The sequence below is a fragment of the Gordonibacter faecis genome (assembly GCF_030077735.1).
Classification (GTDB): Bacteria; Actinomycetota; Coriobacteriia; order Coriobacteriales; family Eggerthellaceae; genus Gordonibacter; species Gordonibacter faecis.
On sequence record NZ_JASJEU010000012.1, the window covers coordinates 287,764 to 306,205 of the forward strand.

Sequence of the window (18,442 nt, forward strand, 5' to 3'; positions counted from 1 at the left end):
GGCGGCCATGGCGGATTCAACGTATCACTACGCGCTGCGCCGCGACCCTGACGCTATTCTCCGGCAGATTGCCGAGGCAGAGGCGGCGGAAGGCGACACGCGCGGCAAGCTTAAGATATTCTTCGGCTACGCAGCTGGCGTAGGCAAGACGTATGCCATGCTCGAAGAGGCACACGCGGTGCTGGAGAAAGGGTTTGACCTGGTAGTTGGCTATGTGGAGCCACACACACGTGCCGATACCATGGCGCTGGTGGAGGGCCTTGAGTGTATTTCGCCGTGCGAGGTAGCTCATCGCGGCATCACGCTGAAGGAGTTCGACCTCGACGCTGTGCTCGCGCGTCGCCCGCAAATTGTACTGGTGGACGAACTTGCCCACACAAACGCGCCCGGGTGCCGCCACCGTAAGCGCTATCAGGATGTCGAAGAGTTGCTGCGCGCCGGCATTAACGTGTTCACCACGGTCAACGTGCAGCACCTCGAAAGCTTGAACGACAAGATAGCCGCCATCACGCAGGTGGTGGTGGCCGAGCGCATCCCCGATCGCGTGTTCGACGAGGCGGCATCGGTGGAACTGGTGGACATCGAGCCGGACGATCTCATCGAGCGTCTTGAGGCTGGCAAAGTGTACCTGCCCGACCGCGCTCGCACGGCGCTTGGCAACTTTTTCTCGCAGAAAAACCTCGCGGCGCTGCGCGAAATTGCGTTGCGCCGCATGGCCGAGCGGCTTTCCCGCAAGGCCGAACGCGCCCAGGCGGGGCCGCGCGTGGAAGCCGGCGAAGACGTGCTTGTGTATGTCACCGAAGACGCCGGCAACGTGAAGGCCATTCGCGCGGCAGCGAACATGGCCGAGGCATATCGCGGCACGTTCACGGCACTGGTGATGGAAACGTCGCGTAGCAGCAAGCTTGATGCAGCGCGCCGCCGCACGCTGCGGGCGAACATCGACGTGGCCGAAGAGCTGGGCGCACGTGTGGTCACGCTGCACGGCGACGACATCGCGCGCCAGATTGCCCAGTATGCCCAGGCGGCGGGCGTCACGCATATTGTGGTGGGCAACGCCACCGGGCTGCGCGGGGGCCTGCTCGCTCGCGAGGGTTTGGTGAGCCGCCTTACCCGGCTCGCGCACGGCGCCGTGGTGGATGTGGTGCCAGTGAAGGATCTCCCAGCACAGTACGGGCGCCTGCGCGAAGAGCGGGGCTTCCGCTTCACGCTGGGTGATGCGTGGAAGGCGGCGGCGTCGGTGGCCATCGCTTCGGCCATCGGGTTGCTCATTTACGGCATGGGCATGGCAAGTTCGATGGTGCTCATGTTGTATCTGCTGGTGGCGCTTTTGTTCGCCACGCGTGCCGACGGGTTTTTCTTCGCAGTGCTGGTTTCGCTTGGCAGTATGCTCGCGTACAACTTCTTCTTCACCATTCCGCGCTTCACGCTGCACGCCTATGGGTTGAACTCGTCGTTTGTGTTTATCTTCCTGCTGCTGGGCACGCTGTTGGCCACCTCGCTTGCCGTGCGCATGAAGAGCCAGACTGAAAGCAGCGCCCGCCGGGCGTATCGCATGGAGGTGTTGCTGGAATCGAGCCGCACCATTCAGTCGGCCGTTACGCTGGACGAGTGCTTCCGCTCCACCGCTGGCCAGGTGGTGAAACTGCTCAACCGCCCGGTGGTTACGTACCGGTTGTACGCCGACGAACATGTGGGTGAGGGGGAGGTGCACGACGTTCCTGGCACCAAGGGCGCGGATGCGTCAGCGGCCGATCTCGTGTCGTCGACTGAGGCTGCCGTGGCCGCATGGGTTGCCGCGAACAACGAGCGAGCCGGCGCCACCACGGGTACGCTTGCCGACGCGCGTTGCCTCTATCTGCCGGTCAGCGCCAAAAACGTGGTGTACGGCGTGGTGGGCGTAGTGATGGACGACACTAGCGACACCAGCGACGACGCCGATTTTGGCGCGTTCGAGAAGAACCTCTTGCTCATGATTGTGCACGAGTGCGGACAAGCCGCCGAGCAGATTGCCTCGGCCGAAGAGCGCCGCGCCATGGAAGTAAAGGTGGAGAAAGAAACGTTGCGCTCGAATTTGCTGCGCACCATTTCGCACGACCTGCGCACGCCGCTCACCAGCATCTCCGGCGATGCGGATATGTTGTTGCTCGATGGCGACACCATGGAGCGTGCCCAACGTGAACGCCTCTACCGCGACATTCACGATGATGCTCACTGGCTCATTGCGCTGGTGGAAAACCTGCTGTCCATCACGCGCATCGACAACGGCACCATGGAGATTGACCGTCAACCCGAGATGGTGGGCGAGGTGGTGCACGAGGCGCTAGAGCACATCGACCGGCGCGCCGGCGAAGGCCGTGTGCACGCTGAAGTGGCCGACGATCTGCTCATGGCCGACATGGACGCGCGCCTCATCATTCAGGTGATTGTGAACTTGGTGAACAATGCGCTTGCCTATTCGCCGGTTGAGGGGAGCGTGGTAGTGAAGGCGGCCGCCGTGCGTGAGCAGGGGAAGCCACGCGTGCGCATCACGGTGACCGATGAGGGTCCCGGCATTTCCGAGGAGGATCGCGAGCACCTGTTCGACCTGTTCTACAATGGGTCTACCGGCAAGCCGAGTGGCAAGAGTGGCGACTTCAAACGCGGCATGGGCCTGGGGCTTCCGCTGTGCCGCTCCATCGTGGAGGTGCACGGCGGCACGCTTGAGGTGCGCAACGTGCAGCCGCGCGGGTGCGAGTTTTCGTTCTCGCTGCCGGCGGTGAATGCAGATGATGTGGTGGGCGAGAAGCGGCGGGAGGAACGGCGTGGCTGAGGAATACCGGATACTCGTGGTGGAGGACGACGCGGCGGTGCGCCGCCTGGTGACCACGACGCTTGATGTGCACGGGTATGCGGTGCGCGAGGCTAAGACGGTGGCTCAGGCGCTGTTGGAGTTGTCGTCGCAGCCGCCCGACCTGGTTATTCTTGACCTGGGACTGCCCGATGGCGACGGCGTGGATGTTATCCGCACGCTGCGCGAATGGTCGGCGTTGCCGGTCATTGTGCTGTCGGCGCGCGTTGAGGATGCCGACAAGGTGGTCGCGCTCGACGCCGGCGCCGACGACTACCTGGTGAAACCCTTTTCCGTGGAAGAACTGCTCGCGCGCCTGCGCGTGGCACTGCGTCGCCTCGACCGCGAACGCGCGCTCAAGGGCGGCCCCGAGGAAGCGGTGTATGAAAACGGCGCGCTGCGTATCGACTACGCCTCGGCCTGTGTGACGCGCGACGGAGAAGAGGTGCACCTCACACCGTCGGAGTACAAGCTGCTCTGCCTGCTCGCCCGCAACACCGGCAAGGTGCTCACGCATAACTACCTGCTGAAAGAGGTGTGGGGCAGCGCGCTGGCCTCCGACCGCGCGTCTCTCCGCGTCTTCATGGCCACCCTCCGCAAAAAGATAGAACCCGATCCCACGAACCCCGTCTACCTCCAAACCCACGTAGGCATAGGCTACCGCATGCTCCGCGTAGAGTAACAAGGTAGAAAGGGAGAAATGATAATTACGATTATGATAATCGTAATTATCATTTCTGAGTTGGGTGCGCTAAAGCGAAGAGCCGCCTACGCTTCCGGCTTCTTTGCTACGTGGACGGCGGCTATGCCGCCGGTGTAGTTTTTCCAGGTCACGTCCACGAAACCGGCTTGTTCCATCATGGCGGCGAGGCCTTGTTGGTTGGGGAAGGCTTGGATGGAACGCGACAGATACACGAAGCCCTCACGGTCGCCCGTGATGAGGCCGCCCCAGAAGGGGATGAGGTGCTTGAGGTAGAAGGTGTAGAGCGCCCGCCACATGCGGTTCGGCGGCGTGGAGAATTCCAGGCACACCAGCGCGCCGCCCGGCTTCAGCACGCGGAACATCTCGGCGAGCGCCCGGTCGCGCTCGGGCATGTTGCGGATGCCGTACGCCATAGTGATGACATCGTACGATGCGTCGGCATAGGGAATGTCCTGCGCGTCCACCACTTCGAAGTCCACCGGCACGCCATCGGCTTTGCCCTCGTCGTAGTGCATGCGCGCAACATCCAGCATCTCGTTCACGAGGTCGGTACACTGAATGTGCCGCGGGTGTTTCGCGCGCGCCACGGTGAAAGTGACGTCGCCCGTGCCGCCCGCAATGTCAAGCATGTCAGCATCGGCGCTGATGGGAGCCTGCCGCATCATGCCAGCAAGCCACGCCTTGTACGCGCCGAAACTCGACACGGCGTTGAACCGCTCATACTTCGCCGCAATGGCAGAAAAAATCTCCTTCACCCGCTCCGCAGAAATCTCCGCAGGCGCCTCTTGGCCAGTAGCAGTATCGATACTCACGGGTTTCTCCTGAAGTCGTGTTTGGTCATGAAGGAAAGGCCCTTTGCGTGTGCATATGTCGCGTTGCTGAGAGGTGCTGAAAGTGGTCGCGACATGCGACATGCGATTGGGCTCAAAATGGCAGAAAATGCCGTTTGTGTACGGATTGGATGTTCTAAAATCCGCGTGCGAAACGCGCGATCAGGGGTTTCTTTATGAGCTAAACGACCCACCAAGGTTTTGGGCGCGAAAATCCGTACATAAACGGCATTTTCTGCCATTTTGCGTGGATTTTCTTGTTGACTCGTGCGGAAGACGTCCCTGCACCCTGTACTAGTTCTGAGAATCATCGTTCACCTTGCGGTCACGCAACTTTTCCAGTTTGCGGGCTTCGCGGGCGCCTTTTAGGCCGCCGGCTCCTTGGAGGCCACCGGCGTCGCGGGGGACGGTGCGGGCCACTTCGCCGCGGGCAAGCGCCGCTTCTCGTTCGCGTTCTTCAGCCATCATCTGCTCAAGCAACGGGTCGCGTTCTACGGTGCGCAGGGCTTCCTCGCGGATGGCGGCGTGTACGCCAGCCTCGATGCCTGTGCCGGCGCGGCCGGCTTCTAGCTGGGCGTTCGCGGCGTCGAAGGCCTCGTTCGTGTTCTCCGGCGAAAAGCCTGGGGCCACTACGCTACCGAAGGCTGCCACCTGGGCACCCGTCTCGTCGGCAAGCGCCCGGCCGTCGGCGATGCCGTCCACGGCCATGCCCTTGAACGTGCAGTTGGGCGTGCCATCCGGGTTCCACGCGGGAGACAGCGTGCCATTCTCCTGGTCAGGGTACGCAAAGCCGCTTTCCGCCGAGCGCCACTTCCCGGTGAGCTTAGCCGCAAAGTTGGCGGGCTCGTTTGTCAGCCACAGCTTCGCCAAGTGCTTCGCATGTGTCGGCTTCACGTCGAACGCCCAGTTCAACTCTGACTTCTCGGCCACCGTGTTCTCAGACAGGCGCTCGAACTCGGCCTTCAGTGCACCCAGTCGCGCGTCGATGCGGCCCGTGCCGTTATACAGCACGTCGTCCAGGCGGTTCATCTGCTCGCGTGCCTCGCGGATGCGCTTGTCGGTGGCCGCCGCCATGCCCGCGTCCAAAATGCCGTGTTCGCCCTTGATGCGGTTCAGGTCAAGCGCCGCGTCGTAGGTGGCGTCCACCATCTCGTCCACGCTCATGTACTCGCTCTCATAGTTCATGATGTGCTTCCACGAGGGCAGAATCATGCGCTCGCGATGTTCCTCAAACGTGCGGGCGCGCAGTTTGTAGCCGTATTTCTCCGGGTTGTCGAACGCGATGGACCCCACGTCCAAAAACGGCGCCATGGGCGAGGTCAACACCACCAGCCGCGGGTCGTACCCAACGCGCTCATACAAATGCTGCACGTACGCGCCAGTCTCGCGCACGCTAGCCGCGGTCTGCTTGGGGATGCCCGTCATGAAGTACAGGTCGAACCGCTCGCAGTTGGGGTGCGACAGCGCGTCGACAATGGTGTCTTCCAGCTCGGTCATGGTGTAGTGGCCCTTGCCGAACGCCTTGCGCACGTCGTCGTCGTGGCTTTCGGCCGAAATTTCTACCGACCAGTTGCCCAGATTCTTGTCGAGCAGCTGGTAAAACTCGTCACCTCCCGGCGGCGGGCCGAAGAACTCAAAGCCAATAGGGTTGTGCACCTTGCCTTTGAGCCCTGTGATGAATTCGTGCGTGTACGCCTCGCCGGCCTGCAGAAAGTCGTTCAGCACGAAGATGGGCCCCCACACGTGGTTTTGCACGTGCTCGATGTCGCGAATGAGCAGCTGCGGGTCGCGCCAGGCCACGCGCCGGCGGCCGAAGTGGTTTTTGAACGCGTACGCGCTGCCGCCGCAGGTGGCGCAGTTGCGCGCGCAGCCGCGGCAGGTGAGGCTGGCCGTCACGGGGTAGGAAAGCCACCCCTTCATGGGCAGGTAGCTGGTCATATCGTGGTGGCGCAGCACGCCTTTCATGGGGTAATCGTAGTCCATGGAGATGGCGTTCATGTCGTCGGGCACCCAGCTCAGGGGGTTAATGTGGATGGCGCCCGTGGCGTCCTTCCACGTGAGGTTCGGAATGTCAGACAAGTCGCCCAGCGGCGTGTGCGTGCGCGCCGCCCGCGCCACGCGCTCAATAAGCATGCGCATGGGCTCTTCAGTTGAATCCCCGCGAAACACGAAGTCAATGCAGTCGTACTTGATCAAATCTTCGTGGAAAATGGACGACGACAGCCCGCCAAACGACACCGGCACACCCGGATGCAGCCGCTTGAGAATTTTCGCCACCTCGATGGAGCCGTGGCAGTGCGGCATCCAGTGCAAGTCGATGCCGAACATGTGCGAATCGAGTCGCGCCAAATTCTTCTCCACGTCGAAGTTCTTCTTGTGCAGCATCATCGACGCCAGGTTGTAGATGCGCGAACGCAGCCCGTGGCGTTCCAGATACTCGCACAGCGTGGTAAGCCCCAGCGGGTACATCTCGAAGATGGGCGTGGAAGGCACCATGTCAGACACGGGCCCGTACATGATGGAACGCTCGCGGAAATCGTACGTGGCGGGCGCGTGAATGTAGGTCATATCCAATGTTTGCATAATGCCAGCGAGTATAGCACGAGTCGCCTTGCTCGGTCGGCTCGCGCCGCACCTCTTCCCTCGGCCGATTGGGCTCTGTGTCTTTGAAGGAGAGCGGGCGCGGAATGCTATCATACGCACCACACGATTATTCGGGAGACAGGCGGGCCCCATCATGCTGTTGTGCGCACAATATATTCTTCCCATTACCTCCGAGCCGTTCCAAAAAGGCGCCGTGCTTGTGCGCGATGGAGTGATTCGCGACATCGGCACCATTGACATGCTGAAACTGCGCTATCCGGATGAGGAAATCATCGACTACGGTAAGGCGGCGCTCCTTCCGGGGTTGGTGGACATGCACACTCACCTGGAGAACTCCGTCATGCGCGGCATTGTGCACGACGTGCCCTACACCACGTGGGTCACCTCCATGCTGGAGAAAAGCTCGAAGCTGGACGTGGGCGACTGGTACGACTCCGCCATCCTCGGTGGCCTGGAGGCGCTGTCTAGCGGCATCACCACGGTGGCGGACATCACCACCACGGGTGCGGCCTGCACTGCCACGCAGAAGCTGGGCATGCGCAGCGTCATCTACCGCGAGGTGGGCGCCATGGACAAGCGTCGCGTCGACTACGCCATGCGCGTGGCCGAAAACGACATCATGCACTGGCGCGAAGAGGTTGACCCCTCTCGCATCACCATTGGCGTTGCGCCGGCCGCCATGTATGTGTGCCACCCCTCGGTGTACGGCAAGGTGTCGGAATTCGCGCGTCGCGAGGGCATTCCGGTTGCCATGCACCTGGCGGGCAACCGCGAAGAAACCAACTTTATTAAGTATGGTTCCTCACCGTTCTCGGTGCACACGATGGACCAAAAGCGCGGCTACGTGGAAATTCCGCCGTGGCTGCCCACGGGCGTGACGCCGGTAAACTATGCGCTGAACTGGGGCGCCTTCGAATCCGACAACGTGTTGGCCATTCACTGCGTGCACGTGGACGAAGAGGACGTGAAGAAGCTCAAGGAATACGACGTGGCCGTGGCGGTGTGCCCGCGCTGCAACGCGCAGTTGGGCATGGGTGTGGCGCCGCTGACCGAGTTCTTGCGCGCGGGGCTGCGCATGGGCTTGGGCACCGATTCGCCGGCTGCCACGGACTCCACCGACATGCTCACCGAAATGCGCATTGGCATGCTGGTGCAGCGTGCTGTGAACGTGGGGCAGTTCCTCGACTCGGCCACCATGCTGGAAATGGCCACCATCGGCGGGGCTCGCGCGCTCAAGCTGGACGACAAGATTGGCTCGCTCGACATTGGCAAGCGCGCCGACATTGTGGCCATCGACCTGTCCGGTTCGCATCAAACGCCCACGACCGACCCCGTTTCGGCCGTGGTGAACACGTGCAGCGGCGCCGACGTCCTCATGACCATGGTGGACGGCAAAACGCTGTACGAGAAGAACAAATGGCATGTTGACGTGGAAGTGGCGAAGAACATCGCCCGCGTCATTGAGATTCGCGGAAAGCTGAGGGTGTAGGGCATGGCCAAGCAGCAAAAACTCACGGCGAAGCAGAAGAGTGAGCGCATCAAAGCAGCTCAGGAGCGCGAACGTCGCGCCCAAGAACAACGCGAGCGCGCCGAGAAAACCAAGCGCATTTTCACCGTGGTAATCTGCGTGATTCTGGTGCTGGCGTTGGGCATTCCCACCGTGGCGCTGGCGTTTTTGGGCGGCGGAGCGTAACGTTCCGACGGCTTGTCAGCCGTCGGAACTACTCGACGCTGCGAAGGGCTGAGGCACGCCGCCTTCGCGCGATCCCGGAAATTCGCGTAGCGAAGTACGCTTCACTTCCGCGATCCCACGAATTCGACGTACCTCAGCCCTTCTCGCTGACTTACTACGCCAACCAGTACGTGTTACCTTCCTGTCATGCTTTTTCTGTAGAGGCATGTCGCGTAGTCTCGGGCGGTGGGTTTGTGCTACCATAAACCGTTACCGCGCATGGGGCGCGGGACAGTTGAGAGAGACGCCGTGCAAAGGGGTTAGCTTTGTTTGGTATAGGTCCATTTGAGTTTTTCCTCATTCTGTTGTTCGGGTTCCTCATTGTGGGACCCGACAAGCTGCCGGCTATGGCCAAAACCGTTGGTAAGGCCATCGCGAAGTTCCGCAGCGCGCAGGAAGAGATGAATAAGGTCATCAAGACCGAAGTGTACGATCCGAATTCCGACGAGCCGTTCAAGAATCCGCTTGAGGCGCTGGCCAAGGTGGGTGATACCGCCAAGGACGCGGCAAACGAGGTGAAGCAGGAAAGCTTCTCGGAGCGCAAGGCGCGCTACGACAAGGAGCGCGCTGCGAAGAAGGCTGCCGAGGCCAAGGAAGCCACGGCTGCTGCGGGCGCTGCGGCCGCGGCAGCGATTCCGGCCGCGGCGGCTGAGGCGGCGAAGCCCAAGCCTATCGCGCGCCCTGACGGGTCGTTTGTCCAGCCCGAAGAGGCCAAGCCAGCGGCAGCCGAGCCCGCCAAGGCGGAGCCAGCCGCGAAGGCTGACGCATCGGCAACGACGGAGGCCGCGCCTGCGAAGGCGAAGCCCTCGGCCGACGAACTCTACGGCACGAAGCCCGTGGCGAAAAAGCCCGCGGCCAAGAAGCCGGCGTCGACGGCGACAAAGTCCACGACGGCCGCCAAGTCTGCGACTGCCACGAAGTCCACAACGGCCACCAAGGCGACGGCCACGAAGACCGCTACCAAGTCTGCCGCAAAGCCTGCCGCCAAGACCGAGGCCGAAAAGGCCGCCGCGCGCTCAGCTGCGGCGAAGAAGGCGGCTGCCACGCGCGCCGCCAAGAAAAAGGCTGCGGAGGCCGCTGATGCCGCCGCTGCTGCGACGACCGGGAAGGGGGAGTAGCTCATGCCTATCGGACCGGCACGAATGCCCCTGTTCGACCATTTGGGCGAGCTACGTATGCGCCTCGTCCGCATTGTGGCGTGCCTCGCCGTCGCGGTCGTCATTCTTTACCTGGCATCGGAGACGCTCGGCTACTTCCTGTTGCAACCTATCGCTGAGTTTCTTCCGAAAGATGCGAACGGCATGGCTGCCACGCTGGCGCTTGACCCGTTCGAAGGCTTCGCCACACGCTTCAAGGTGTCGCTGTGGGCATCGCTGGTGGTGTGCTCGCCCGTTATTCTGTGGCAGATTCTTGCGTTCTTCCTGCCGGCGCTCAAGCCGAACGAGCGCAAGTGGTTCATCCCGACGTTTGCCGCCGCCGTGGCGCTGTTCGTGTTCGGCGCGGTGTTTTGCTACCTGATTATTTTGAACCCGGCTTTCCAGTGGCTCACCGACCAGGCCGCCGGCTTTGGTACGGTGGCGCCGCGAATGTCCTCCTACATTGACACCATTATCAAGTTCGAACTGGGCTTCGGTATTGCGTTTGAGTTGCCGCTGATCGTGTTTTACCTGGTCATTTTCGACGTGGTACCGTACAAGAAGCTGCGCGGCAGCTGGCGTATGGTGTATGTCACGCTCATGGTTATCTCGGCCATGGCCACGCCCGACGCCTCGCCCATCACCATGTTGCTGATGTTCGCCGCCATGGTGGCGCTGTATGAGGGAAGCTTGCTCATCTCGCGCATTGTGCTGGCGAAGCGCATCAAGAAGCAGAATGAAGAACTGGATGCCGAAGAGGCCGCCGAGGCCGCCGAGGAACTGGCCTACCAGAAGTCCAAGGCGAAGTAGCAGGTAGTCCGCGCGAGGCTCGCGCAATGAGGCCCCTCGCTTCAACCGCTGTTTTACGGCCCGTCGCACTGCGGCGGGCCGTTTCTGTATTCCGGGCGGTTGTTCTTTGCCGTTAGCGCATCGGTGCACGCAGCCGACGCCGCTTTGGGCTACCATGGACGCGAGCAAAGACGAGCACGGGTTATGACAAAGGAGCCCTATGCACGAGTTGGGAATTATGACTGGCGTCATGGACGCGGTGATTACTTCGGCGAAGGACGCGGGTGCCGACAAGGTGCTGAAGGTGAGTCTGTCGGTGGGCGAGATGACCGAGGCTATTGAAGACGCGCTGCGCTTCGCGTTCGAAGCGCTGTCTGAACAGCAGGAATACGCGCTTTGTGCCGATGCTGAGCTAATCATCACCATGGTGCGCCCCAAAAGCCGCTGCCACGAGTGCGGCGCGGAATACGAGCACGACCGCTTCCACATGCTATGTCCTGAGTGCGGCGGTTTCGCCACCGAGCTTATTGCGGGGCGCGAGTTGCAAATAGATTCCATCGAGGTTGATATTCCGGACGACGAATAAGGAGCCCGTATGCAGATTGATATGAAGCAGCCCATTCTCGACAAGAACGACCAGCTGGCCGCTGACCTGCGGAAGCGGTTTGCCGAGAACCACGTGTTTGTGCTGGACCTTCTGGCCAGCCCCGGGTCGGGCAAGACATCCACCATCCTGGCTACCATTGACGCGCTGCGCGACGAGTTCAACATTGCTGTTATTGAGGGCGACATCGCCAGCAACGTGGATGCCGAAAAGATCAAGGCCCAGGGCATTCCCGCCGTGCAAATTAACACGGGTGGCGCGTGCCATTTGGAAAGCGCCATGCTGAAGCGTGCCGTGGACGTGCTTGACCTGGAGCGCCTTGACCTCATCATCGTGGAAAACGTGGGCAACCTCGTGTGTCCCACAGACTTTGACCTGGGTGAAAACGCCAAGGTGATGATTCTGTCCGTACCCGAGGGCGACGACAAGCCGCTCAAGTACCCCGGCGTGTTCCAGGTGGCCGAGGCCGTGGTGCTGAACAAGGTGGACACCATGCCCGTGTTCAATTTCGACCGCGAGGCCTTCGAGTCGGCCGTGAAGCAGCTCAACCCCACGGCCCCCATCTTCCCGATTGCCGCCACCAAGGGCGAAGGCGTGGAAGAGTGGGCTGAGTGGCTGGCTGCGCGAATCCGCGAGATTCAGTAAAGGCTGGGCATGGAAACGGGTGAGAAATACCTGTTGTGTGTGGCGGCGTTGAAGGAGTTCGTGGAGGGCGCGGGCTTCTCTGACGTGGTGCTGGGGCTGTCGGGTGGCATGGACTCCAGCTTGGTGGCGGTCATGTGCGTAGACGCGTTTGGCGCGTCGCACGTGCACGGCGTGCTGCTGCCGGGGCCGTATTCGACCAAGCACTCGGTGGAAGATGCGCGCGTGCTGGCCGACAACCTGGGCATTGAGGCGCAGCTGGTGTCCATTCGCGAGCCGTATGAGGCGTTTGCGCACGTGCTGGCGGAGGCGTGCGGCGGGGAGCTTGCGGGGCTCGCGGCTGAAAACACGCAAGCGCGCTGCCGCATGGTGTGCCTGATGGCGCTTTCGAACGCGCACGGCTGGTTGATGGTGAACACCGGCAACAAGAGTGAAGCCTACACAGGGTACTCCACGCTTTACGGGGATATGGCGGGCGCGTTTGCCCCGCTCGGCGGCGTGTATAAGACCGACGTGTACGCGCTCGCCCGCTGGCGCAACGAGCAAGCAGTGGCGCGCGGCGTGGCGGCACCCATTCCGGAGTCTGTGTTCATCAAGCCCCCGAGTGCCGAACTTTCTCCTGGCCAGGAAGACGAGAAGAGCCTCGGGGTGGACTACGCCACGCTCGATGCGCTGCTGATGGCCCACGTGGAACGAGGCCTCGACGCCGCCGCGCTCAAAGCGGAGGGATTCGACGCCGCACTGGTTGACCACGTGCTTTCCCTCATACGCGCCACCGCCTTCAAACGCGCCCTAGAGCCCCCTTGCCCACAAGCGCCCTTTTATGGCTAGCCATCCTCGCTTCATAAAAGTGTGACGCGCTTACGCGCTAGCTATTACGTCACGAGATAACCGCCCTCCCTACCACTATGACGAGGACTGACTGACTGGTAGGCAAGGTCTAGCAATAGGCATAACCTCCGTAGGGGTGCTCTCCAGAGCACCCGTTCGCGCGAAGCGCGAAAACGCAGGTCAGAGTCGTGTTCTCCGCCTGCGGCGGAGCGGATGCACTAGAGTGCATCCCTACGGGGATAGCCAAACAAGTACGTTAATCAGAGAAGTACATGCCCTCGTCATGATAAAAGGGAAACGCATAACCTCCTGGCGTACTAGCTAGCGCGATAGCGCGTCACACTCTTGTTCAGCGGGAGCGCGCCAACCTGGCGGGCGAGAGGTTCTGCAACAATCGCTTGCCGTGTTGCGAAGATTGCGTGACAAGGGCGGTGTGTCGCGGTAGGGGGAGGCGCGCGTCACTATACTCGGCGCTGACACCGCAAAATCCCTCTTCGCAAAGGAGCGCTTACCTCATGGAACGCCGGGCCTTCTTCAAGCTTGCAGGCACCTCTGCCGTCCTGGCTGCTGCCGGGGGCCTTGCCGCCTGCTCCGGTACCGATGTGCCCGCGCCACTTGCGCCTCCCTCGTCCGAGGAAGAAAACGCCACATCGCAGGTGGCCGACGACCCGGCGGTTTCCTTCACCTCCGATGTGGACGTGCTCGTGGTGGGCAGCGGCATTGCCGGGTTGTCGGCGGCCATGGCTCCGCTTGAGGCGGGTCGCTCGGTTCTGATTGCGGAGAAGCTGGACTTACTCGGGGGCGAAAGCTATGCCTCAACGGGCGTGATGCACGTGTCGGGTAGTGCCGTGCAGAAAGAAGCGGGCATCAGCGTAACAGCTGATCAGGCATGGGATGCCCGCAAGCAGGAGTTCGCCGACGCGGGCGTGACCGACTTCGATTTCGCCAAGCGTCTGTTTTTGGCGGCACCCGACTGGGTTGACCATGTGGTGGACACCTACGGCGCGCAGTTCGAAGACCCGCGCGACTACGTGCAGAATGGTGGCCCGTCGGGCATTCTGCTTCCCAAACGTGGCATCGGCGACATGGAAAGCGTCATGACCCCGCTGCGCGACGGCCTCACCGCCAAAGGCGCGACGTTCTCCACCGGCGTGCGCGGCACGGCATTCATCCTGGATGAGGCTGACAACGTCTGTGGCATGCGCTTTCGCGATGTGAAGACAAACGCCCCGGTGGATGTGCGCGCCCGCCTGGTGGTGGTGGCCACGGGTGGGTTTGCCAGCAGTCAGCCGCTCGTGCATGCCAATGTGCCGTCGCAGGAGCGCATCGGCTGCTACACCACCGCGTCGATGGGTGAAGGGCAGAAACTCTGCGCGTATCTGGGCGGCCAGCTAAACGACATGGACAAGGCCGCGCCGCTCACCAGCGACTTGCCGCAGGTGGCAGCCTGGGGGCTCTTCGGCCCCGTGCTCATTGTGGATGCGCTGGGGCATCGCTTCGCGCGCGAGGACGACGTGAATGCCGCCGCCAACGCGTGCGCGGCCGACGAGCGCGGATACTGGTGGACGGTGTTTGGTCAGGGGCTCTCCACCGGAGCGCAGGCGCACAGCGTCGCCCAGGTCACGGCCAAAAACGCGAAGCGTCTGGTGGGGCCCTTCGACGATGTGGAGGCCCTGGCAGGCGGTCTCGGCGTGCCCGCCGACACGCTGAAGGACGCGTTTTCCCAGTACGAGCACCTGGTGAGCGAAGGCAAGGATCCTGATTTCGGCCGCGTGGCGTACCTCCAGAAGATCGAGCCGCCCTATTATGCGTTGAAGCAATTTCCCGTGCGCTACAAGACGCGCGGCGGCGCGCGCACCGACGGCGACGGGCGCTTACTGAAAGCGTCCGGCTCGGTGATTCCGAACGTGTACTGCTGCGGTTCGGTGGCGGCGGGCAGCGTGGCGGGCCTGGCCACGAACGGGGCTTTCGGCCTCATCGTGGGCCGCGCCGTGGCAAAAGCGCTCGACGAGGCCGACACCGCAGCGTCCTAGCCAACGTGCTCCGTATTACTATTCCGTAGGGCAAAGATTCTACCTTTGCCGCTCAGCATGAGGAAACGTGCAGGTCAACGCAGTTGCCGGCAAGGGCAGAGCCCTTGCCCTACGGTCAACCTGCCCACACCCCTCCCCACACAGGCGAACGCCCCCGAACTTGCAGGTCCGGGAGCGTTCGAGAGGAGGAGCCGAGTCGTCGGGGGAGGGTTTACGCCTTGAGGGCTTCGACGACGGCCTTGCCGCTGATCAGTCCGCTGGCGGCGTTGGGGCTAAGGTCGCTTCCGCTGTCGGCTACGGTGGATCCGCAGCAGTACACGTTGGCGATGGGGTTGCCGTCCTTGTCGGTGAGCTGGCTATCCGTGGTAATCTTCATGCCGCCATGGGTCTTGTAGCGGTAGGGGAAGTGCTTCATCGCGTAGAACGGCGCGGAAAGCTTCGTCAGGAACAGCTTCTTGCCGAACTCGGTGTCCTCGCCGGCGTCCACCGCGGCGTCGTGCTTCGCGAATGTCTCCTTCAGCGCGTCGGCGGGCACGGCCATGGCTGCGGCCAGGTCGTCCAGCGTCTCGCACGGACCCACGAGGCGGTCGGCGTTGTTCTTCATGTTCATCTCAACGTTCCACGCCTGGCTGCCGGTCATCAGCTGGTTGTCGAAGATGGTCCACCAGTAGCCGAAGCCGCCTTCGTAGCATGCCGTGGGTGAGTCGTGGCTCTGGTCTTCCTTGATGAAGCGCTTGCCCTGGGGCGTCACCTGCACGTTCGGGCCGAAGTAGCCCCACACGGTGACCTGTGCGAGGTCGCTCATCAGGTTCGCTTCCATATCCATGTGCATATACGAGCCGCCGAGTGCCTTGCACATCTGATGGCCTTCGCCCATGGAGTTCACGGTCAGCGGCCCGAGGCGCTGCTGGCTGGGCACGTACATCGACACCATTTCTTGGTTGCAGGAGAAGCCGCCCGTAGCCACGATAATCTTCTTGGCCTTGATGTCCTTGCTGCGGCCGTTCTTTTCGTCGTTGAAGCGCACGCCCACCGGGTCGCCCGCAGCGTCAACGATGAAGTTTGTGGCGCGCAGGTTCAGCTTGAAGGTGGCGCCCTTCTGCTCCAGGCCCTTCTGCAAGGGGCTCAGCACCGTGGTCATGTCGCCAATGCCGTGCTCGGGCAGCAGCATAGACGTGGGAGCGCCCGTATCCTTGTAGGCCTCAAGCGGCTGGAATTTGGCGCCGTAATCATCGGCCACGCGGTCGGCCCATTCGGTCTGGTAGACATAGACGTTGTGCTTGTAGTCCATGTCGTCGGTTTCGCCCTTTTTCTCGAGAACGGGCAAGTACTTCTGCCACTTTTCCTCGGGGTCGCCTTCAATGCCGGCGGCCTTTTGTATCTTGGAGCCCGACACGTTCATAACGCCGCAGGCGATGAAGCTCTCGCCGCCGACGCGGTCCAGCTTGTCCACCAGCATCACCTTGTGCCCGGCTTCCACCGGGTCCATGGCGGCCGACAAACCCGCAATGCCCGTGCCCAAAATGAGCACGTCGGTTTCGTCTTCGAACGACACGGGCGTCACGCCCACGAGGTTCTCAGCGCCCGTTGCGTCACCCGAGCCGCCGGCGTTACCGCCGCCGCTTGGCGCGCAGCCGGCGAGCGCTCCGCCCGCCACCAGTACAGCGCCCGAGGCGACGGCCGCCTTCAAGAAGTCGCGGCGATTCAGTCCATTGGATTTCATAGTGATCCTCCCTCTCGCTGGGCCCGCGCCCACGTTCGCGCGCCGCCTTTTGCGTGCCGGCTGCGTGCGCCCCGTTCGCGGTTTCCCTATTGCTCTCCGCGCCCTCCGCGCGGTGTGGCCCCACCATACGTCCGGCGCTGCATTTCGTCACCGTCCGTTTCGGACTATATTGATGTTCTGCCGGATGGGACGCACGGTTTTTCCCACGTGGGGGCGCGAATCCGCTATTATGTCCCCCATGAACAAACAGGGGAAGGAACAGCGCACCGCAGGATGCGCAACCGGGGTGCAGGGGCGCGCGGACGAGCGCTCGCGAGAGGCGCAGCCGCGCCCGGCCCTGCCGTGGGGGTTTCCCGTTGCGGTGGTGTTGGGGTATGGGCTGTTTCGTGGTGTGAACGCGAACTCCTATCTGTCGGCGTTCGCGTCGGTGGAAGCGCCGTTTTTGTTCGTGCCCGACCTCTTCTTCAACGTGGTGGTGGCGTGTGCGGTAGTGGTGTGCGCCCTCATTCTCATTGCGCTCACGCTGCGCGGCCGCCTGGCGCCGCTGTCCATGCCCTACGTGGTGCCCACCGTGTTGCTGCTGGTGGCGAACGTGTGCTCACTCTTCGGCGTGTTCTCGTGGATGCCGTCGGACTTTGCCTTGCTGTTGCCGGGGGTGCTGTTCGGCGTGGCATCGGTCATGCTGTCGCTTGTGTGGGTGGAGGTGCTTGCGTGCCAAGACCCGCGCGCCATCGTGACGCAGATTGCGCTCAGCATGCTGGTGAACGTGGTGACGTCCTCGTCACTGTCGACGCTTTCCAGCGGCGCGCGCATGGTGGCAAGCTGCGTGGTGCTGGCGGTGATGGCGTGGTGCGCGTACTACGTGCGCCGCGTGCTGCGGGCGCAGGCGGAAGGCGAGCGCGGCGGGGAAGTGGGCGGCCTTGCTGGCGGGGGCGAGCGGGCGAAGGTGCACCCCGTGCGCCCGGCGCGCCCGGCGGGGCGCGGGTCGTATCGCGATGCGTTCTTGGAGCTGGGCAACTCCATTGTGGTGTTCTGCGTGATGGAGGCCGTCATCGGGTTGCTCAACAGCTTCATGCTGGCGGGTTCCATTGAATTTGCGGGGTCGGACACGGTGTCGGTGGCGGGCATGCTTACGGGCGTGGCGGCCTTCTGCATTGTGGTGTTTGTCGTGCAGCGCATACCGCGCGTGTCGACGGCCTTCCGCCTGGTCATGCCCGTGATTGCGTCGCTTCTGGTGTTCCTGCCATTTCTGGGCGAGCAGTACAACCTGTTCTTCAGCCTGGTGCTTCTGGGCAGCTACTACTTTATTGCGCTGTTGGTGACCTACGTGGTGGCGGAAACGGCGCACGAGCGGCGCGTGTCGCCCTATGTGCTGATGGGAGCCGCGGCGGCGCTTGCGCGGGTGTGTTTGGCGGTGGCGCTGGTGACGGGCTACACGTTTGGGTCACTGCCGCCGGGCGGGCTGTTCGGTGAGGCCGAGGACACCATGCGCTACCTGGTGGTTATCATGGCCGTGATCTATGCACTGTCGCTGGCAGCCGTGCTGGTGTCGCGTGACCGTCGCCGTCGCCGCGGCGCCGAGGGAGCGGGCGGAGAGGCGCGGGGAGCCGCCCGGGGTAACCTTCCGGAGGGTGGGGAAGGTGCCGCCGGTGGGCTTGCCGCCGGCGGGGCAACCGGCGAAGCGCCGGCAATCGCTGCGGAAGGAAGCTCCCCTGCAGCACCCACCGATGACGCCGCCTTCGACGCGCGGTGTGCGCGGCTGGCGGAGCGCGGTGGGCTCACCGAGCGCGAGGCCGAAATCCTTGGCTACTTGGCGCGCGGCCGCACGAATGCCTACATTGCCACCACGCTGTTCGTGAGCGAAAACACCGTGCGCAGCCACGTGCGCAACCTCTACGCGAAGCTGGACGTACACACGCGCCAGCAGCTCATCGACCTGGTGGAGGCCGAACGCACCCACTGAGGCGTGCCCGCGTGAACCAACG

14 protein-coding genes are annotated in these 18,442 nt (G+C 62.8%); 11 read left to right on the plus strand and 3 right to left on the minus strand.

The window, feature by feature from the left end:
- The first annotated feature begins 7 nt into the window (after positions 1–7).
- Both QNJ86_RS06340 and QNJ86_RS06345 read left to right on the plus strand, forming a co-directional pair.
- Entirely contained in the window at positions 8–2,812 is a 2,805-nt protein-coding gene (locus QNJ86_RS06340) for a sensor histidine kinase (RefSeq protein WP_283831761.1), read from the plus strand.
- Complete coding sequence (locus QNJ86_RS06345) at positions 2,805–3,512, plus strand: response regulator (RefSeq protein ID WP_283831762.1); 708 nt, start codon at positions 2,805–2,807, stop codon at positions 3,510–3,512. The genes QNJ86_RS06340 and QNJ86_RS06345 overlap by 8 nt, the downstream gene beginning before the upstream one ends.
- Before the next feature lie 86 nt (positions 3,513–3,598).
- Here the strand turns inward: QNJ86_RS06345 and QNJ86_RS06350 are convergent, their stop codons facing one another.
- On the minus strand, positions 3,599–4,345 hold the full coding sequence (locus QNJ86_RS06350; protein ID WP_283831763.1) for a ubiquinone/menaquinone biosynthesis methyltransferase: 747 nt from the start codon (positions 4,343–4,345) through the stop codon (positions 3,599–3,601).
- Between the two features lie 312 nt (positions 4,346–4,657).
- A complete protein-coding gene (locus QNJ86_RS06355) occupies positions 4,658–6,931 on the minus strand; it encodes a TIGR04190 family B12-binding domain/radical SAM domain protein (RefSeq protein WP_283831764.1) in 2,274 nt (757 codons plus the stop codon).
- A 169-nt stretch (positions 6,932–7,100) separates the two neighbouring features.
- Here QNJ86_RS06355 and QNJ86_RS06360 point away from each other — a divergent pair, with 169 nt between their 5' ends.
- The 8 genes from QNJ86_RS06360 to QNJ86_RS06395 all read left to right on the plus strand — a co-directional run bounded on the left by QNJ86_RS06360 (position 7,101) and on the right by QNJ86_RS06395 (position 14,734).
- Positions 7,101–8,456: an amidohydrolase family protein gene (locus tag QNJ86_RS06360; RefSeq protein WP_283831765.1), complete on the plus strand. Its 1,356-nt coding sequence runs from the start codon at positions 7,101–7,103 to the stop codon at positions 8,454–8,456.
- A gap of 3 nt (positions 8,457–8,459) precedes the next feature.
- Complete coding sequence (locus tag QNJ86_RS06365) at positions 8,460–8,660, plus strand: CASC3 protein CASC3 (protein WP_283831766.1); 201 nt, start codon at positions 8,460–8,462, stop codon at positions 8,658–8,660.
- 305 nt (positions 8,661–8,965) lie between these two features.
- A complete protein-coding gene (locus tag QNJ86_RS06370) occupies positions 8,966–9,817 on the plus strand; it encodes a twin-arginine translocase TatA/TatE family subunit (protein ID WP_283831767.1) in 852 nt (283 codons plus the stop codon).
- Between the two features lie 3 nt (positions 9,818–9,820).
- Positions 9,821–10,645, plus strand: a complete 825-nt coding sequence (tatC, locus tag QNJ86_RS06375) for a twin-arginine translocase subunit TatC (protein ID WP_283831768.1) — start codon at positions 9,821–9,823, stop codon at positions 10,643–10,645.
- Between the two features lie 199 nt (positions 10,646–10,844).
- Complete coding sequence (locus QNJ86_RS06380; RefSeq protein WP_283831769.1) at positions 10,845–11,210, plus strand: hydrogenase maturation nickel metallochaperone HypA/HybF; 366 nt, start codon at positions 10,845–10,847, stop codon at positions 11,208–11,210.
- A gap of 9 nt (positions 11,211–11,219) precedes the next feature.
- Positions 11,220–11,873, plus strand: coding sequence for a hydrogenase nickel incorporation protein HypB (gene hypB, locus QNJ86_RS06385; protein WP_283831770.1), 654 nt, complete (start codon positions 11,220–11,222; stop codon positions 11,871–11,873).
- A 9-nt stretch (positions 11,874–11,882) separates the two neighbouring features.
- Positions 11,883–12,701: an NAD(+) synthase gene (nadE, locus tag QNJ86_RS06390; protein ID WP_283831771.1), complete on the plus strand. Its 819-nt coding sequence runs from the start codon at positions 11,883–11,885 to the stop codon at positions 12,699–12,701.
- A gap of 515 nt (positions 12,702–13,216) precedes the next feature.
- A complete protein-coding gene (locus tag QNJ86_RS06395; RefSeq protein ID WP_283831772.1) occupies positions 13,217–14,734 on the plus strand; it encodes an FAD-dependent oxidoreductase in 1,518 nt (505 codons plus the stop codon).
- 211 nt (positions 14,735–14,945) lie between these two features.
- Here QNJ86_RS06395 and QNJ86_RS06400 read toward each other — a convergent pair whose 3' ends face one another.
- Positions 14,946–16,457, minus strand: coding sequence for an FAD-dependent oxidoreductase (locus tag QNJ86_RS06400; protein WP_283831773.1), 1,512 nt, complete (start codon positions 16,455–16,457; stop codon positions 14,946–14,948).
- A 184-nt stretch (positions 16,458–16,641) separates the two neighbouring features.
- Here QNJ86_RS06400 and QNJ86_RS06405 point away from each other — a divergent pair, with 184 nt between their 5' ends.
- Positions 16,642–18,420 (plus strand): LuxR C-terminal-related transcriptional regulator, encoded by a 1,779-nt coding sequence (locus QNJ86_RS06405; RefSeq protein WP_283831774.1) that lies wholly within the window; start codon positions 16,642–16,644, stop codon positions 18,418–18,420.
- Positions 18,421–18,442: the final 22 nt, after the last annotated feature.

What these genes read in the sequence shown, in the direction of transcription:
- QNJ86_RS06340 (WP_283831761.1), top strand. Translation starts at nt 8, where the DNA reads ATGGCGGATTCAACGTATCACTACGCGCTGCGCCGCGACCCTGACGCT.
- QNJ86_RS06355 (WP_283831764.1), bottom strand. Translation starts at nt 6,931, where the DNA reads ATGACCTACATTCACGCGCCCGCCACGTACGATTTCCGCGAGCGTTCC.
- QNJ86_RS06360 (WP_283831765.1), top strand. Translation starts at nt 7,101, where the DNA reads ATGCTGTTGTGCGCACAATATATTCTTCCCATTACCTCCGAGCCGTTC.
- QNJ86_RS06365 (WP_283831766.1), top strand. Translation starts at nt 8,460, where the DNA reads ATGGCCAAGCAGCAAAAACTCACGGCGAAGCAGAAGAGTGAGCGCATC.
- tatC (WP_283831768.1), top strand. Translation starts at nt 9,821, where the DNA reads ATGCCTATCGGACCGGCACGAATGCCCCTGTTCGACCATTTGGGCGAG.
- QNJ86_RS06380 (WP_283831769.1), top strand. Translation starts at nt 10,845, where the DNA reads ATGCACGAGTTGGGAATTATGACTGGCGTCATGGACGCGGTGATTACT.
- hypB (WP_283831770.1), top strand. Translation starts at nt 11,220, where the DNA reads ATGCAGATTGATATGAAGCAGCCCATTCTCGACAAGAACGACCAGCTG.
- nadE (WP_283831771.1), top strand. Translation starts at nt 11,883, where the DNA reads ATGGAAACGGGTGAGAAATACCTGTTGTGTGTGGCGGCGTTGAAGGAG.
- QNJ86_RS06395 (WP_283831772.1), top strand. Translation starts at nt 13,217, where the DNA reads ATGGAACGCCGGGCCTTCTTCAAGCTTGCAGGCACCTCTGCCGTCCTG.
- QNJ86_RS06400 (WP_283831773.1), bottom strand. Translation starts at nt 16,457, where the DNA reads ATGAAATCCAATGGACTGAATCGCCGCGACTTCTTGAAGGCGGCCGTC.
- QNJ86_RS06405 (WP_283831774.1), top strand. Translation starts at nt 16,642, where the DNA reads ATGGGACGCACGGTTTTTCCCACGTGGGGGCGCGAATCCGCTATTATG.